The 17,472-nt window shown below is 41.6% G+C and carries 13 protein-coding genes; 7 read left to right on the top strand and 6 right to left on the bottom strand.

Going from position 1 to position 17,472, the window contains the following annotated elements; all coding sequences use genetic code 11:
* Window positions 1-401 precede the first annotated feature (401 nt).
* Complete coding sequence (locus tag CSV70_RS01625) at window positions 402-1,106, bottom strand: glucosamine-6-phosphate deaminase (protein WP_099629125.1); 705 nt, start codon at window positions 1,104-1,106, stop codon at window positions 402-404.
* A gap of 336 nt (window positions 1,107-1,442) precedes the next feature.
* Here CSV70_RS01625 and CSV70_RS16665 point away from each other — a divergent pair, with 336 nt between their 5' ends.
* From CSV70_RS16665 to CSV70_RS01605, 4 genes are all read left to right on the top strand, one after another.
* Complete coding sequence (locus tag CSV70_RS16665) at window positions 1,443-1,580, top strand: cytochrome c oxidase subunit 2A (RefSeq protein ID WP_232319161.1); 138 nt, start codon at window positions 1,443-1,445, stop codon at window positions 1,578-1,580.
* Between the two features lie 26 nt (window positions 1,581-1,606).
* Window positions 1,607-2,107 (top strand): cytochrome c oxidase subunit II, encoded by a 501-nt coding sequence (locus CSV70_RS01615; RefSeq protein ID WP_099629126.1) that lies wholly within the window; start codon window positions 1,607-1,609, stop codon window positions 2,105-2,107.
* Between the two features lie 3 nt (window positions 2,108-2,110).
* Entirely contained in the window at window positions 2,111-3,763 is a 1,653-nt protein-coding gene (locus CSV70_RS01610; RefSeq protein ID WP_099629127.1) for a b(o/a)3-type cytochrome-c oxidase subunit 1, read from the top strand.
* 351 nt (window positions 3,764-4,114) lie between these two features.
* Window positions 4,115-4,804: a C40 family peptidase gene (locus tag CSV70_RS01605; protein ID WP_099629128.1), complete on the top strand. Its 690-nt coding sequence runs from the start codon at window positions 4,115-4,117 to the stop codon at window positions 4,802-4,804.
* A gap of 68 nt (window positions 4,805-4,872) precedes the next feature.
* On the opposite strand, the gene CSV70_RS01600 is transcribed toward CSV70_RS01605, so the two are convergent.
* On the bottom strand, window positions 4,873-5,610 hold the full coding sequence (locus CSV70_RS01600) for an SDR family NAD(P)-dependent oxidoreductase (protein ID WP_085132944.1): 738 nt from the start codon (window positions 5,608-5,610) through the stop codon (window positions 4,873-4,875).
* Between the two features lie 203 nt (window positions 5,611-5,813).
* Here CSV70_RS01600 and CSV70_RS01595 point away from each other — a divergent pair, with 203 nt between their 5' ends.
* Window positions 5,814-7,406 carry a SulP family inorganic anion transporter gene (locus CSV70_RS01595; RefSeq protein WP_099629129.1) on the top strand — a complete coding sequence of 531 codons (1,593 nt, stop codon included), beginning with the start codon at window positions 5,814-5,816 and terminating at the stop codon, window positions 7,404-7,406.
* A gap of 469 nt (window positions 7,407-7,875) precedes the next feature.
* On the opposite strand, the gene murJ is transcribed toward CSV70_RS01595, so the two are convergent.
* Entirely contained in the window at window positions 7,876-9,159 is a 1,284-nt protein-coding gene (murJ, locus tag CSV70_RS01590; protein WP_085132942.1) for a murein biosynthesis integral membrane protein MurJ, read from the bottom strand.
* Window positions 9,156-10,253 carry a glycosyltransferase gene (locus CSV70_RS01585; RefSeq protein WP_099629130.1) on the bottom strand — a complete coding sequence of 366 codons (1,098 nt, stop codon included), beginning with the start codon at window positions 10,251-10,253 and terminating at the stop codon, window positions 9,156-9,158. The genes murJ and CSV70_RS01585 overlap by 4 nt, the downstream gene beginning before the upstream one ends.
* Before the next feature lie 292 nt (window positions 10,254-10,545).
* Here CSV70_RS01585 and CSV70_RS01580 point away from each other — a divergent pair, with 292 nt between their 5' ends.
* The gene (locus CSV70_RS01580; protein ID WP_099629131.1) at window positions 10,546-11,457 is read left to right on the top strand and encodes a C40 family peptidase; all 912 of its coding nucleotides are present in this window, start codon (window positions 10,546-10,548) and stop codon (window positions 11,455-11,457) included.
* Window positions 11,458-11,673: 216 nt separating this feature from the next.
* On the top strand, window positions 11,674-13,344 hold the full coding sequence (locus tag CSV70_RS01575; protein ID WP_099629132.1) for an N-acetylmuramoyl-L-alanine amidase: 1,671 nt from the start codon (window positions 11,674-11,676) through the stop codon (window positions 13,342-13,344).
* A 1,340-nt stretch (window positions 13,345-14,684) separates the two neighbouring features.
* On the opposite strand, the gene CSV70_RS01570 is transcribed toward CSV70_RS01575, so the two are convergent.
* Both CSV70_RS01570 and aceA read right to left on the bottom strand, forming a co-directional pair.
* Entirely contained in the window at window positions 14,685-15,854 is a 1,170-nt protein-coding gene (locus CSV70_RS01570) for a pyridoxal-phosphate-dependent aminotransferase family protein (RefSeq protein ID WP_099629133.1), read from the bottom strand.
* 225 nt (window positions 15,855-16,079) lie between these two features.
* On the bottom strand, window positions 16,080-17,360 hold the full coding sequence (aceA, locus tag CSV70_RS01565; protein ID WP_085132936.1) for an isocitrate lyase: 1,281 nt from the start codon (window positions 17,358-17,360) through the stop codon (window positions 16,080-16,082).
* Window positions 17,361-17,472 lie beyond the last annotated feature (112 nt).

Below are 17,472 nucleotides of genomic sequence, written 5' to 3'. Positions count from 1 at the left end.
CACTTGTTTCTTGCGGGTGAAGTGTCCTACACACTATCTAACGAAGGCGCCTGCTGTGGTAGGCGAAGTAAGGAGACAGAGACAGGCGCACTTCCTGTCTGTGGCTCCTTGCGAAAGCCATCCACCAGCGCCGAAGTGGAGCCAATGAGCTTTACACTTACATTGCTAGCAAAACCACATACTTTTAACAGAAATGTAATCCAACAGCACTACTTCCATTTAAAACAACGATCCAAACTGCCCCACACACAATCTAAAGAAGACACCTGCTGTGGGAGGCGAAGCAGGACCAACGTACAGCACATGTTCATAGTCAACCTAATACTCACTTCACACAAAAAAGGCTACCCTAGAAGTCAAGTTACACTTCCAGGATAGCCCCTGATAATCATCTATTCTACTCAATCAAGCTGTAAATCCGTAATCACAATTACATCTTCATGACGCAATAACTTTGTAATCGGCCACTCCGTTGTGATCTCTCCAGCTTTCAATTTCTCCATCGCCGCACGTTTCTTCTCGCCAAATGCAACCATGATTAACTTCTTTGACTTTACAATGGAAGAGATCCCCATCGTCAAGGCGATATTCGGAATCTTATCATCATTTTCGAAATATTGACTGTTAACTCCTAGTGTAGAGTCTGTCAGTGTCGCAACATGTGTTACAGAATCAAATGGTGTTCCAGGCTCGTTGAAAGCGATATGACCATTCTCTCCCACTCCCAGAAGTTGAATATCCAACGGGTGAGAGTTCAACTGATTCTCGTATTCTTCACACTCTTGATCTAAATTTTCAGCCATACCGTTTGGAATAAACGTTTCTTTGAATGGCTTTTTACTGAATAAATGCTGCTTCATAAAGTATGCATAACTATTTGGGTTATCCGCGTCAATACCTACATATTCATCTAAGTTGAATGCTGTAACGTTGGAAAAGTCTAACGACGAATGAGTCCATTCATCATAAATCGGAATCATCGTGCTGCCTGTAGCCAATCCAAGTACATGCAATCTATTATTTTGAAGTTCTTCAGAAATCAGATTAAATACTTCCTTCGCACCTTCTTCAGGGCTTTTCACTGTAATCCATTTGACATTTTCCATTTACACACCGGCTTCCTAGGTTTTACCTTATTATATTATAATTTCAATTCAACATACGGTCAACATTGAATACATGTTGTCTCACTCTGTATTCCCTATTTCACTCACTGTTACACCTATTTTTTTATGCACCTGACGAACTATACCATTAGCACCTTCAACCTAGCTCGAATCACAATTACAGCGGAATGTGTATGACAAAAGCATGTAAAGTGATTGAACATATTGTGAAATTTACGTTTTTTCTTCAATTCATAGGGAATTCCCTAATTCTTTATTCCCCCGCTAGGATTATGATAAAAGTACGAATTCCATTTAGACAAGGAGGTGGCCGTATTGAGCAAGAAGATATCTTCTCCCAATCAACCAAAAGAAGAAACGAATTTAAAAGGTACCCTGATCATGGTGATGATCGTCGGAATCGTCATTCTTGTCATGTGGTTCGGCGCTTACGGATTATTCTTATCTAGATAATAACTAGCATTAAAGGAGGAAACATTATGCATTTGCATAAGTATGAAAAAGTATGGATTGTATTCGGTTTAGCATCATTGGTTTTATTCTTACTTATTATTGGCTTTGCGGCATTCTGGAAAGGAACACATCCACAAAGTCATATCGAAACTATCGATCCTCAAAACGTCGAAGCAAACGAATCTTTCCAACCTGACAATCTTGGTCTGACAGAAGTTGCTGACGGGAAATACGTTGTCAATATGGTCGCTTCCGCTTTTAATTATGACTTCGGTAAAGAAGAAGATGGAACCGCTACTAAGACGATTCGCGTACCAAAAGGTTCCACAGTTCTTTTCCAAGTAACAAGTAAAGATGTCGTCCACGGATTCCAAGTGGCAGGTACAAATGTCAACATGATGGTCGAACCTGGACATATCAGCCGCTTCGAATCCGTCATGAAAAACGATGGAGAATTCACAGTGGTCTGCAACGAATATTGCGGCATCGGTCACCATTTAATGTTCGGCACAGTGGAGGTGTACTAACACATGGAATTATTTAATTTCTCAAAAAAAGAATCCAGATTGTATATGGCTTTTATGCACGTCACGTTCATCTCTCTTTTAGTCGGTGGCTTGATGGGACTGCTTCAGACATTAGTCCGTTCCGGCAAATACACATTACCATTCAATATTGATTACTATACGATTTTAACAACGCACGGCGTCATACTCGGTTTAGTATTGACTACGTTCTTCATCGTCGGTTTCCAATTCTCACTTATGGGGAAAACCGTTGGCATTTCAGACAAACAATTAATGTGGGGTTGGATTTCATTCTGGGTCATGTTGGTCGGTACGGTATTATCTGCATGGATGATTTTAACAGGTGAAGCTTCTGTATTGTATACATTCTATACGCCACTTCGCGCGCATCCTATTTTCTACATCGGACTGACATTAGTCATTGTAGGAAGCTGGATTGCTGCTTTCACTAACTTCCGTCAACTATATGTATGGAAGAAAGCGCATAAAGGTGAAAAGTCTCCTTTACTAGCATTTATGGTAGTCATCAATATGATTATGTGGTTCGTCGCCACACTTGGTGTAGCGTACTCGGTCATCGTATTGATCTTGCCTTGGTCACTTGGTTATGTCGCAACAGTCAACGTATTATTGACGCGTACATTATTCTGGTACTTCGGTCACCCGCTTGTATACTTCTGGTTGTTACCTGCTTACATGGCTTGGTACGCAATCATCCCGAAAATTATCGGCGGAAAACTATTCAGTGATCCGTTAGCAAGACTGGCTTTCATTCTGTTGTTGATGTTCTCGATTCCAGTTGGATTCCACCATCAATTGACTGAGCCAGGTATTGATCCCACTTGGAAGTTCATCCAAGTCGTCTTAACATTCATGGTGGTCATCCCTTCATTGATGACGGCGTTCTCTTTATTCGCTACATTTGAAATTACAGGTAGAAGAAAAGGCTATAAATCTTTATTCGGCTGGTTCAAAAAACTTCCTTGGAAAGATGTTCGATTCTTGGCACCATTCGTTGGTATGGTAGCATTTATCCCAGGTGGAGCAGGCGGGATCATTAACGCTTCTCACCAAGTAAACTCTCTTATTCACAACACGATTTGGATAACAGGTCACTTTCATTTAACAGTTGCAACAACAGTCATTTTAACGTTTTTCGGTATTGCGTATTGGTTGATTCCACACTTGACTGGCCGTCGTTTGACCCCTTCATTGAATAAACTAGGCATCATTCAGACGTTCATTTGGGCAATTGGCATGACAATCATGTCAACTTCCATGCATATTCAAGGACTCATCGGTGGACCACGTCGTTCAGCATTCTCTGAGTACGCAGGTGGAGATCAAGTTTCTTCTTGGATCAGCTACCAAATGTGGCAAGCTGTCGGCGGAATCATCTTATTCGTTGGTATTCTATTGATGTTCTACATTTTCATTCAATTGGCATTCTTCGCTCCACGCGGTTATGAAGAATATCCAATCGCTGAAGAAGAAGTAGATGCTGAGAAATCACCGAAAATTTTGGAGAACTGGTATATATGGATTGGTATTACCATCGCATTGATTCTATTCGCGTATACGATACCAATGATCGATATCATTAAGCACTCGCCTCCTGGATCGATTCCATTTGACTGGCCTATCGGACGTTCTTAAACAGCAGAAAAGCCCTGAACAATCCGTAGCATTACTTCGGATTGTTCACGGGCTTTTACTATAGTTTGAAGTAGTACGATAAAACACGACTTTATGTTTACCCATAACATACATACTGGTTACACAAAAGCTGAGTCCCAAGAACCACTTTCATTTTTTAAAAATACCCTTTTATAGTATTTACTCATATGTTAAACCTAAACAACTAGTAAACTATTGTTTAAAAATAAGTCTTAAGATACGTTTAATATCCATTACTGTATTGTATGATAGGTTTATAGGTTTAATAACTAGTTAACACTCTGCAGTACAAAGTACCAAATCTAGTATACTTAAAGGAGATACGTCGAAATGAAGAAAATTGCCCTAGCCGCGATCGCCTCTCTTTTGCTTGCAACAAGCATCTCAGTTGGTAGTGTTGCCGCTGCATCAAAAACGCATATCGTGCAAGCAGGAGATACTCTTTACAAGATTTCCAATCAGTACAAGATTACGGTAACTGAACTAAAGCGTCTGAATTCTCTTACTTCTAATAATATCAAAGTTAAACAGAAACTTATAGTAGAAAATAAAGTGAACTCTTCACAAACTGTCTCTTCTACTAATTCATTGGGCTCGTTATCATCAAACAAACCTGTGACGAAGCCAAATGTTACGACCACTAGCCAGGCGCTAGGTCAAAAATTAGTGGACATTACACAGCCATTACTAGGAACTCCTTATGTATGGGCAGGTTCTACTCCATCAGGATTTGATTGTAGCGGTTTCATTTATTATGCATTCAACCAAGCTGATGTTAAAGTTCCTCGATTAGATACAATCGGTTTCTTCAACCGTTCATTATTTATAAAAGATCCAGTAGTAGGAGATTTATTATTCTTCCAAAATACATATCGTCCCGGCATCTCGCATATCGGTATTTATCTCGGAGACAATAAGTTCATTCACGCGGGGACGAAAGCAATTGAAATCGCTTCTCTAGACTCTTCATATTGGAACTCACGTTTCATGGGCTTCAAACGCTTTGTAGATGTAAAATAATCAATGAAAAACGGGTTGTCCTGTAAGTCATCATGACTTGTAGGACAACCCGTTTTGTTTATATTTTATTATCGTGCAGAATAACCGCCATCAATTACAAGCTCTGCGCCTGTAATATAAGCCGCTTCATCTGATGCCAAGAAGAGTACGGCATTCCCTACATCTTCCGGCTGACCCAAACGTTGTAGCGGAGTCATTTTAATCAACATATCCAGTTGAGCCTTAGACTCTTCAAGATTTGCCACCATCGGCGTTTCAATAACTCCTGGGAATACGGTGTTTACACGGATACCCGCTTGTCCATATTCCGCTGCTGCCGCTTTAGAAATAGCACGTACTGCACCTTTAGATGCAGAATACGGATTCAAGCCCATACCAATCAAAGCAGTATAAGAAGAAATATTGACGATTGCACCTTTTTTCGCTTCCTTCATATATTTTGAAGCATGTTTCATACCTAGAAATGTACCAAAGCTATTGATATCTGAAAGTCTGCGCCAATCTTCAATCGTGATTTGATCTACAGTTTTTTCAGTTGAGATACCAGCATTATTCACAAGAATATCCATTTTCCCGAAGTGATCGACAGCTTTTTTCATAGCCTCTTCCCACTCTGCATCTTCCATTACATTCAATTTGATAGTGAAGATATTATCCTGACCGCCCCACTTTTCTTCAAGTGCTGCTGTATTAATGTCAGCTGCAATTACTTTCGCGCCTTCTGCTGTGAATTGCTTTACCATCATTTCACCCATACCAGATGCCCCACCTGTAATGAACGCTACTTTGTCTTGTAATCTGCCCATAAAATATCTCTCCTTTATTGTTGTTACTGCCATATACTTTAACACTAAAGTATATTCGAATCAATTATTCGGTTCGACACTATCTTCTTCAATTATTGAACTTTTATACATCTCCCCCCTTTATACACACCTTGTATAGGCCGTATGCATACCGTATAATAAGTGTTGTATATATACACTAAAAATGGAAGAAGTGAACAAATATGTTCAAAGATCCACGTTATCTTAATTATAATGCAGCGGGCTTCCGGCAGGATTTGATAGCAGGGATTACTGTTGGAATTGTGGCCATTCCACTTGGGATGGCTTTTGCCATTGCTTCTGGCGTCAAACCGGAATACGGGCTGTATACTACGATCATCGCAGGTCTTTTAGTCGCCTTGCTTGGTGGTTCACGTTACCAGATCGCCGGCCCTACTGGCGCTTTCATTCCCATATTACTGGCTATCGTACTGCAATACGGTTACGAAGATCTTCTACTTGCCGGATTTCTCGCGGGTATTCTTCTTGTCATTATGAGTTTTCTCGGTGTCAGTAATCTCATTCACTTCGTCCCGCGATCGGTGACAATCGGATTCACTGCGGGGATTGCAGTCATTATCTTTACTGGACAGTTCCAAAACTTCTTTGGCTTGACGGGAGTGGAGAAAAAAGAGTTCTTCCATGAAAGCATGGTAGAAATCGCTCGTCATTTTCATACTGTCAATACATTTAGTATCCTAACTGCCACAATCGGTCTTGGTGTCATCTTTCTTTTACCCAAAATCTCTCCAAAGGTTCCATTACTACTTATTGCACTGTTAGTTCCTACTATCTGCTCGATTTTGTTCTTCCCAGGTAAAGTGGAAACAATCGGCACAGCATATGGTGGCATTCCACAACATTTACCTAGTTTTCATTTTCCAGAAATCACGCTCGCCAAACTGGTGAATCTATGGCAGCCCGCTTTAATCATTGCTGCACTTGGTGCGATCGAATCTCTGCTTTCCGCAGTTGTGGCTGACGGAATGAAAAGTAATGTACGTAAGCATAATTCCAAGAAAGAATTATTTGGTCAAGGTATCGCTAATATCATTACACCATTATTCGGGGGAATCCCCGCCACAGGCGCCATCGCACGTACCGCCACAAATATCGGTTCAGGCGCGGTCAGTCCCATTTCTGGCATCATACAAAGTTTATTTGTATTGGCTTTTTTATTACTATTCGCACCTTATGCTTCCTATATACCGTTGGCCGCAATGGCACCCATTCTGATGTTTGTCGCTTGGAATATGAGCTCACGAAAAGCCTTTGCCCAAATCGCTTCGTTACGCTCAAGTGATTCACTTGTGTTACTGACAACTTTCCTTTTGACCATATTCGTGAATTTGACAATCGCAGTCGAAGTCGGAATCTTGCTCGCCGCCCTGTCGTTCTTACGCAAAATGAGTGGCTCATTGGATATTAAAAAGAGTAAACTGTCTGACGTTGAAACATTCAAGTTGTCTATGGGAAATGAATCTGAGCTGATCAAATTCAAAATCTCCGGTCCACTGTTCTTCGGTACCGCGAAATACTTCGAGGATCGATACCCTGAATTATTGAATCTTGAACAAACCACAATCATTTTAGACATGAAAAATTTAACAGCTATCGATGCAACGGGTGAAGCAGCTCTTTCCGCCATGCTCGACGAAGCAGATCGCCAAAACAAGCGACTCATCTTTAAACGAGTCCCTCCTGAGAAAGTGAGCTTGTTCAAACGTAGTGGTTTATATGACAAAATCGGTGAAGAAAATTTCTTTATGCTGTAAATCATTTCATTGGGATCGTCGCTCGAGTCAGGTTTGGCATCGAAAATAGTGCGTATCTGCTTTCTGGACTCGCACAGGCACGTGGGGGATTGCCTCCAGCCATGAGCCAGCTGGCGGTAGGGCTGCCAGATGTCTCATGGCCACGGCCTACCCCGCAGTTGTGCCTGTGCTACTGAGTAATATTTATTCAATTTGTGGTTCTAATAAGAAGATCTGAGACAGGCGAACTTCCTGTCTGTGGCTCATTGCGAAAGCCATCCACCAGCGCCGTAGTGGATGCAATGATCTCGCCACTTACATTGCCAGCTAAACGACAATCCTGTGATCAAACACGAAACAGTAAGAGTAAGAGTACGTGCAAGAACCACAATCCTATGCCGATTTTTGCGCAAATTTCACGGAAACACAATCCAAAAAACCACAAAAAAGCTTCCACTCAACTTACTGAGTGAAAGCTTTTTTCATATCATTACAACTTCCATTTAAACCGAGCATACCCGGCGAGTAAAAGGAAGTTCACTGCCGCACTGACGACAGTACCGTACGCAATGGCTTGCGCACCAATCTGATCAACAAACGCAAAAATAATACCGATATTAATTCCAAATACGCTGATTAAACTAAAGATAATAGGTGTGATCGAATTACCTTTTGCATAATAGAATCGAGTGATATAAGTATTAGCCGCTAAGAAAAACATCGACAGAGCGAATACTTTGAACACCGGCACGGTCAACATAATGGACTTCTCATCGAAATTCCCATAACCAAATACTAAACGGATGAGCGGCTCAGCTAGGAAATAGCAGAACACCGTCGCTGGCAATAGTAACGCGACCATGTAGAGCATTCCTTTCTTGTAAAGCGCCTTGACCGTACCCGTATCCCCTTCGCCTTCTTTCTTCGCGAGCATTGGATAGATCACCGTCGTTACGGCTGTCATTAGAATCGCTTGTGGAAAGCCCGTTAGTTTCGATGCGTAGTTAATAGAAGAAATCGCACCTTCCCCTAACCCACCCGCTGCAATACGGTGAATAATGAAGTAGAACTGTAATGAAGCGCCACCGAATAAAATCGGCAAGGCGAGCCACCACATTCTCTTAATATCCGTAGGCATACCAAATGAAGGTTTCAGCGAGGAAAGATCTGCACGTTTGATACCCCAATACAGGAATAGCCCCATTAGGATGGCACTGACCATGGCACCAACACCATACGATTCAGGTCCAAGCCATTTTGTTAGCGCAAAGCCCACTCCAACAAACGCTACGTTATACAGTAAGATGGCAAGACTTGATAACTGAAAACGGTCGTTGATATTCAATAATCCACTCATCCATGTCGACATGACCAATACGATAGAAGAAGGCATCATCCAAAGGAAGAGATTTCTTACTACTGTGTAGTCTTCATCACTTAACTCTTTAAAGAATAGATTCAGAATCGGATTCGTCAAGACGATAATTACTAATGTAACAAGTGTGGCGGTCATGACGACTGTCGTGAATGCTTTGCGTACAAATAATGGCCGATCCATACTCGACGAATGGTAGATCGATATAAAGGCAGTCGTCAACGCTCCACCAAGCACTAGATAAATGAAGTTCGGAATCGTATACGCTGTCGCGATGGCATCCGCCACTGTCGAAGTACCATATTGTATGCCAATTACGACTTCGCGCCCGAAGCCAAACAATCTGGCGACAATATTAATGATGGCGACAGTGCCAATGATCTTGAATAATTTACTCATTTGGAAGATCCCTTTCCATTCTGTTCATAGATATCGTTCAACCTTTTGACGATCTCTGTTGAAGAATGTTGCTGAATCACTTGTTGCGTCACTTCATGTTGCTCTCTGGTCACTTCATTCGAAAGTGCTTCCTCGAGTCCCATAGCCAAGGCTTGCGCATTCCGTGGCTCAACTAATGTTCCGACATCGTCTTTCAATAAATACGGTAATCCTCCGACATTCGTCGCTACGACTTTGGCTCCTGAGGCAAGGGCTTCGAGTGCTACTAAGCCAAAACCTTCATGATAAGAAGGTAGCGCGAGAAGATCTGCTGCCGACATCCATTTCGCGAGTTCAGTCTGGCTGACAGGCCCTTTAAAGCGAATGCCCGAATTGTTGCCGACTTTGTCCTTCACTTCCTGCGTAAAACGCTGGTCCTTTTGTGAACCTACTATATATAGAAGAAGATCTTCATGCGTCACTTGTAATTGTTCAAATGCGTCAATCAATTCCATAATGCCTTTTGCTTCGATCACATTCCCCACAAAGAGTACTACACGTTCATTTAAAGGCACGTCCAATAAAAGTCGAACTTCCTCCTGAGCCATTGGCTTAAAGATACGCGTATCTACACCCATACTCATGACTTCTACTTTGCTAGGAGCTATATCATAATCATGGATGACATCATTTCGCAACTTTTCACCGACCGTGATAACCTCTGAGGCCTCTTGTAAAATACGATGAGTGAGTTTCGCAATACGTGGACTTTTCTTAGCCATTTTATCTAAATCTCCACCATGTATTGTCACTACGTACGGTATCTTCCATAATTTCTTCGCTAGCAATGACACCAGTCCAGTTGGAAACGCGTAATGCGCATGTGTAATACTAATATTCTTTTTATGCTGTAAAACATATAGAAGGGACTCTATTCCCCATGATAGATATTTGACTATTTTTCCGATCTTTCCTTTACCCGGATCCTGTATGGCGATGACTTTAATATCTACGCCATCTTTTTTTAATTGCTCCACTTGGTTCTTGACAAAGATTCCATAGGTAGGATGCTCAGCGGAAGGATACATATTACTAAATACTACTACTTTAGACACTTATAACTCATCCTTTATTACTTACTGACATAAACTAATACACTCTTTTCTACGTTGAATGATTATACCACATACTACGCGCATATAAAGGCGCAACAGCAATTAACTCACTATTTTATTTCTTCTATATAGTAGAAATATCGGTAGTTATTTATATAAACATTTCAATCATATGTCAGCGTGTAATTTTCTTGTAATATAATTGTAATAATTCCCATGTTTATTCGTGCTAACATGTTCCTAGATTACAAAGCGCAACAGTGATTGCGCGAAAGGGGAATTTGAGCACAGCATGAAACGTCTAATAACTCTGGTCATGGCAAGTCTACTATTCTTTTCATTCGTACCAGAATTTGCTTCCGCAAACTCACCAACATCATTAGTAAGCACTGCAAAAAAATATATGGGAACACCTTATCGTTTAGGTGGAGCAACCCCAACGGCTTTTGATTGTTCAGGATTCACTCAATACGTGTTCAATGAAGAAGGTCTTTCTATTCCAAGAACGACTGGGCAGCAAATGGCGACCGGGACTTCTATTTCTAAAAGCAATCTAGAAGTTGGAGATTTAGTATTCTTTAATACATCAGGTCGCGGCGTATCACACGTTGGCATCTATGTAGGGTCTAATAACTTTATCCACGCTTCTGTGAGCAAAGGCGTCATGATCTCCTCATTGGATGATCCATACTACTGGAAGAGCCGTTATATCGGTGCTCGACGCGTAGCGAAATTCACTGATAATGTAAGTAAAGAAGAAGATAAGGTAGCCGCGTCTGCTCCTGTTAAAGAAGTTGTGTATGCAACTCGCGGTGAAATAGCACAAGTACTTGCAGAAAAATTAGATCTGGATATGACAACGGCTAATGTTACTTTTAAAGACGTAGATAAATCCAATCCTCACTACAACGCAATATCCGCAGTCGCAGAAGCAAATATTTTCTCTGGTGACGCAGGTAACTTCAATCCAAAGAAAGAATTAACTCGTGCTCAAATGGCAAAAGTTTTAGTACAAGCATTTGAACTAAGAGGTTCCGCTATTGCGAAATTCTCTGATGTTCCTCCTGGTCACTGGGCGACTGAATATATTAACATTTTATTCTACCATGAAATTACGACTGGTTACCTAGATGGTAGATATGGTTTGTCAGATAAAGTATCAATTGGGCAATTAAATAAATTCATCGATCGTATTAATAAATAATTATCCTACCGAATGTTCAAACTTGAACATTCGGTTTTCTCCGAATTCAGCTCTATCTCCCCCTTCTGTACCACAATCCTTTAAATAGTAATGAAGAATCATTATAGTCATATTGCTAATTTACGAACCATGACGAAAATATCTAGTAATTAGTTTTCATAACTGGTAAAATGAACCTATGAGTCTAGTAATACATTATATATTAAGGAGGATCTCATGAAACAAATTAAATGGGCAACAGTTGGTCTGTTGCTGCTAACCATCTTAGCTATCTCACCTCTCCAGTCATTTGCAAGCTTCAAGTTTTCCGACGTCCCCGCCAACAGTGAATATTACAAAGAAGTCCATTACATAGCGGAAAAAGGTATTATTAATCAAACACCTAAATTCAATCCTCAAGATAACTTACGACGTTCACATGTTGCGAAAATGCTCGTTATTGCAACTGAAACACAAGATACACCGTTGAAAAACATGGAAATTAACGGACTGAAGCCAACTAGCGAACAATACAAGTTTGCTAACATTGCTCTTCAAAAAGGATACTTCCCTAATACTGACGCAAACAACTTCAAACCGAATGAAGAAATTAAACGGGATGAAATGGCGTACGCGATGTCAGTAGCATTTAACTTATCTGAAAAAGTAACGAGCCAAAAACCTTTAGGTATGGATGATGTGAAAAATCACAAATACGTTGATCGGATCAACGGCTTGTATTATGCAGGTATTACACAAGGTGACAACAAGAAATTCTTACCGAATAATTTATTAACACGTAAACAATTCGCATTATTCGTTGCACGTGCGATGGACAAGCAGTTTGCGTTGACTGTTAAAACTCCAGATCAACAATCCAGCGTGAAGTATGTGCGCGTAGCAACTGGTGATGATTCAGATCCATTGAACGTACGCAGCGCACCTTCCGAGTCTTCTGCTATTATCCATGTGTTGCCTAACGGTACAGTGGTAGAAGTAATAGGCAAGCAAGGCATTTGGTTGAAAGTCAATATCAATGGTTTAGAAGGCTATATCCATGAATACTTCACGACTCCTAATGTAAATGATGTCAAACCGGATACACCAACACCTAAACCACCTGTCACTACACCAAAACCGACGCCTGTTGCGAAAACAATGGGTAAAGTAACGGTTAATAATTTGAATATGCGTTCTGCAGGTAATTCGAGTGCCCCTACTGTTGGGAAGCTTCAATCAGGCCAAAAAGTAGAAATTTTGTCCGTTTCGGGATATTGGGCAAAGATTCGCGCTGGTAGCACAACTGGTTATGTGCACAAGACCTATTTGAAGTTGTTGAATCAAACGGGTAATCCATTGAAAGATCGTATTATTGTTGTCGATGCAGGTCATGGCGGACATGATCCAGGCACTGGTAAGAATGGCACATCTGAAAAATCCATTACACTGAAAGTTGCAAAGAAAGTCGAAGCGAAGTTAAAAAATGCTGGCGCTAAAGTGTTAATGACGCGTTCCAATGATACGTATTACACACTTCAAGCTCGTACGGATTTCTCCAAGAAGAATTTTGCAGAAACATTCGTTTCCATTCATGTGAACGCAGCAGGTTTTGCTGCAAAAGGAGCAGAAGTCTTCTATGACTCTTCTTCCAACATAAACGCAACAGAAAGTCGCGATTTAGCTTCTTTCATCCAGCGCAATATTGTGCAAAAGGCGAATATGTCTGATCGTGGTGTAAAGAATAAAGGTTTTTATGTAATCAAAAATAATAACGTAGCTGCCGTTCTTGTGGAGTTAGGCTTCATTACAAATGCACAGGACTATGCGAAGTTGACAAGTGAACAGTATTTGAATATTTATGCTGATGCGATCTACACAGGTCTGTATCAATATTACAGTAAGCAATAATGTCATCCGCCTCCTAGGTTGTATCTAGGAGGTTTTTTTATTGTACGAGCGCAGTTGTGTAAACATAGTGTGTTTTTGTGGAATGCACGGTTAATAGCGTCGCTCGATTGATTGTTGGATACTAAAATTAGTGTGTGTATGCTTTCTCGATCCACGCAGGCACGTGGGGAAATGAATTAGTTTGTGTTTCTAACAAAAAGAAAACCAGCGGCATTGTGATAGCTATCATGTATTTCTTGCTCACTTTTTGTTGGGTACGTCGCTCGACTTATTTTTGGATACTGAAGTTAGCGAGTGTTCACTTTCTGGACCCGCGCAGGCATGTGGGGGATTGCCTACAGCCATGAGCCAGCTGGCGATAGAGCTGCCAGTTGTCTCATGGCCACGGCCTACCCCGCAGTTGTGCCTGTGCTACTGTAGGGAAATGAATTAGTTTGTGTTTCTAACAAAGAAAAACTAGCAACATGGTGATACTGTTCAAGTGTTTCTTTCTCACTTTTGTTGGGGACGTCGCTCGACTTATTGTTGGGTACTAAAATTAGTGAGTGTATGCTTTCTCGACCCGCGCAGGCACGTGGGGGATTGCCTACAGCCATGAGCCAGCTGGCGATAGAGCTGCCAGTTGTCTCATGGCCACGGCCTACCCCGCAGTTGTGCCTGCGCTACTGTAGGGTAATGAATTAGTTTGTGTTTCTAGTAAAAAGAAAACCAGTGACATGGTGATAGCTATCACTTGTTTCTTGCGAGTGAAGTGTATGAACTGTCCTACACACTATCTAACGAAGGCGCCTGCTGTGGTAGGCGAAGTAAGGAGACAGAGACAGGCGCACTTCCTGTCTGTGGCTCCTTGCGAAAGCCATCCTCCAGCGCTGCAGTGGGGGCAATGAGCATTACACTTACATTGCTAGCAAAACCACATACTCCTAACAGAAACGTAATCCAACAGCACTACTTCCATTTAAAACAACTATCCAAACTGCCCCACACAATCTAACGAAGCCATCCACCAGCGCCGTAGTGGGGACAATGAGCATTACACTTACATCGCTAGCAAAACCACATACTCCTAACAGAAACGTAATCCAACAGCACTACTTCCATTTAAAACAACTATCCAAACTGCCCCACACTATCTAGCGAAAGCCATCCACCAGCGCCGTAGTGGGGACAATGAGCATTACACTTACATTGCTAGCGAAACCACAAGCTCCTAACAGAATAGCAATCCAACAATGACATCTGCCGTCGTAGACTCAGCAAGATAGTGGATCCAATCACTAGCCGCTTACCAAACTAAAAAACCGTTATAAGAAGCAAGCTTCTCACAACGGATCATTTTATTAGACAATCAGCTGATTAACTTCTTTCGCAAATACACTTTGCGCTTTAGAAATATCTACTTCATGCCCCATCTCGTTCAACGTTTCACCAATTTGCATAACTGCCTTCTCCAGCATATCCGCTGTAGTATTCCCCATATGTCCGATACGGAACGCCTTGCCTGCTAAATGGGCGAGTGAACCGGATAGGACTGTCCCTTTCTCCGCCATAGCCGCACGGAACTTTCCGTCATCAATACCTTCAGGATACAAAATACAGCTCAATGTTGGTGCCGCCACTTCTTCTGTTGCAATCGCATTCATACCATAGACCGCTAGACTCTGTCGGACAGCGCGACCGAATGCTTGATGACGTTGAATTCTCGCGTCTAGCCCTTCTTCCAATACGATACGTAATCCCTCTTCTAACGCATACACTAAGTTGACAGCAGGCGTTGCGAAATATTTTGAAGGATCATGCATGATCGGAATCCAATTATAAATATCACAATAGTAAGCTTGCACTCGCTCCATGGCGGCACGAGCTTCCAAAGCTTTCTGATTAAACGCTACGAGCGCAATGCCTGGTGGAACTCCAATCGCTTTCTGGGATCCAGTCAAGACGATATCAATCGTGTTGCCTACCCCACCGTATTCTTTACTCATATCCTCATCCATTGCAGTAGTTGCACAAACGCCGTCTACAATAACAAGAGCACCATGCTTCTTAATAACGGGCACAACTGCTTCCAAATCAATCCTTACTCCAGTGGAAGTATCTGCGTGCGTCACAGTAACTGCCTTATAATTCCCTTCAGACAATTTCTGGTCGATTTCCTTAGGTGATACTTGCTGACCCCATTCGGATTGTAATACGTCTACTTGAATACCGAATGCTTGTCCCAATTTAATGAAACGGTCTCCGAAGTACCCTTGGCTAACGACGAGAAGTTTTTCTCCTTCTACAACTGTATTGACAATCGCCATTTCCATTCCGATTGTTCCTGAACCGGCGACTACAAATACTTCACCGTCTGTATTAAAGATCTCTCTCGTTTGATCAATAGTATGTTTATAGATTTTCACAAAACGCGGATCAGTATGTGACCATGTCTCACTGGCCATTGCATCATAGATAGAATCGACTACTGGTGTGGGTCCAGGGATTAACAGCATTTCTTTATTTCTCATTATTTAATTCCTCCTCTTAATGAAGTACATATCTTCTATACTATACAAACTATTTTAATTTTTCAATCAAAAGAAAAGGAGGGATTGGATGTATATATCCAATTCCCTCCACACTTCACACCATCTAATTGAAGATGGTGTGACCCCGTTATCATATGAATACCCCTTTGTTGCAACGAATGAAACTTTCTCCCAAAGGTCACATTCGGTAAAGCAATTATACTATTAGAACTGTGCTGTTTCAGTTGAACCAGACATAGCAGTTGTTGAAGATTGACCTTCAGAGATAACTTGTGTAACTTCGTCAAAGTAACCTGTTCCAACTTCACGTTGGTGACGAGTAGCAGTGTATCCTTTTGATTCGTTTTCAAACTCAGCTTGCTGAAGCTCTGAGTAAGCAGCCATTCCGCGAGTTTTGTAACCGTGTGCCAATTCGAACATGCTGTGGTTTAATGAGTGGAAACCAGCAAGTGTTACGAACTGGAACTTGTAGCCCATCTTACCAAGCTCCACTTGGTACTTCGCGATTGTTTCTTGATCAAGATTCGCTTTCCAGTTGAATGATGGTGAACAGTTATAAGCAAGCATTTTTTCAGGGAATTTCGCGTGAATTGCATCAGCGAATTCTTGCGCTTCTTCAAGTGATGGGTGAGAAGTTTCACACCATACTAGATCAGCATATTCAGCATAAGCAAGTCCACGTGCGATTGCTTGTTTGATACCTGGTGTAGTTTTGAAGAATCCTTCGTTCGTGCGCTCTCCCGTGATGAATGGAGCGTCGATTGGATCGATGTCGCTAGTTACCATATCCGCAGCGTCAGCGTCAGTACGAGCGATGATGACTGTATCAACACCTAGTACGTCAGCAGCTAGACGTGCAGCTGTAAGGTTACGAACTGCGTTTTGAGTTGGAAGAAGTACTTTACCACCCAAGTGTCCACATTTCTTTTCTGATGCCAATTGGTCTTCCAAGTGAACACCAGCAGCTCCAGCTTCGATCATGCCTTTCATCAATTCAAACACGTTCAATGGACCACCGAAACCAGCTTCCATGTCAGCTACGATTGGAGCGAACCAATTAAATCCGTCTTCACGGCCTTCAGCATGGTCGATTTGGTCAGCACGTTGAAGTGCTTGGTTGATGCGCTTAACAACTGCAGGTACAGAGTTTGCTGGATATAAACTTTGGTCAGGATACATTTGTCCTGCAAGGTTTGCATCAGCAGCAACTTGCCATCCGCTTAGATAAATAGCTTGTAGACCAGCTTTAACTTGTTGAACTGCTTGGTTACCCGTTAGTGCACCTAGTGCATTAATGAAATCCTCTTCATGAAGAGATTCCCAAAGGCGAGCAGCACCCTTTTCAGCTAGTGTATTTTGAATTAGAAGTGAACCTCTTAGTTTAACTACATCCTCAGCAGTGTAGTTACGTTTGATTCCTTTCCAACGGCTATCCTCGGCCCAGCTTTTCTCCAGTTGTGCAATTTGTTCTTGTCTAGTTGACATTATCTTCACACCTTCCCAATTTTTCAACGGCTAACTGTTACAATCTGTTTCATAACAGCTATCTTCGTTATGTATTACTATATAACAGCGCTTCAGAATTGTCAGTCCATTT

This window comes from Sporosarcina sp. P25 (assembly GCF_002743235.1).
GTDB classification, from domain to species: Bacteria; Bacillota; Bacilli; order Bacillales_A; family Planococcaceae; genus Sporosarcina; species Sporosarcina ureae_B.
This window is presented reverse-complemented; position numbering and strand designations above follow the sequence as displayed.

Coding starts and splice junctions, on each gene's coding strand:
- CSV70_RS01625 (WP_099629125.1), bottom strand. CDS start 1,106: ATGGAAAATGTCAAATGGATTACAGTGAAAAGCCCTGAAGAAGGTGCG.
- CSV70_RS01615 (WP_099629126.1), top strand. CDS start 1,607: ATGCATTTGCATAAGTATGAAAAAGTATGGATTGTATTCGGTTTAGCA.
- CSV70_RS01610 (WP_099629127.1), top strand. CDS start 2,111: ATGGAATTATTTAATTTCTCAAAAAAAGAATCCAGATTGTATATGGCT.
- CSV70_RS01605 (WP_099629128.1), top strand. CDS start 4,115: ATGAAGAAAATTGCCCTAGCCGCGATCGCCTCTCTTTTGCTTGCAACA.
- CSV70_RS01600 (WP_085132944.1), bottom strand. CDS start 5,610: ATGGGCAGATTACAAGACAAAGTAGCGTTCATTACAGGTGGGGCATCT.
- CSV70_RS01595 (WP_099629129.1), top strand. CDS start 5,814: ATGTTCAAAGATCCACGTTATCTTAATTATAATGCAGCGGGCTTCCGG.
- murJ (WP_085132942.1), bottom strand. CDS start 9,159: ATGAGTAAATTATTCAAGATCATTGGCACTGTCGCCATCATTAATATT.
- CSV70_RS01580 (WP_099629131.1), top strand. CDS start 10,546: ATGAAACGTCTAATAACTCTGGTCATGGCAAGTCTACTATTCTTTTCA.
- CSV70_RS01575 (WP_099629132.1), top strand. CDS start 11,674: ATGAAACAAATTAAATGGGCAACAGTTGGTCTGTTGCTGCTAACCATC.
- CSV70_RS01570 (WP_099629133.1), bottom strand. CDS start 15,854: ATGAGAAATAAAGAAATGCTGTTAATCCCTGGACCCACACCAGTAGTC.
- aceA (WP_085132936.1), bottom strand. CDS start 17,360: ATGTCAACTAGACAAGAACAAATTGCACAACTGGAGAAAAGCTGGGCC.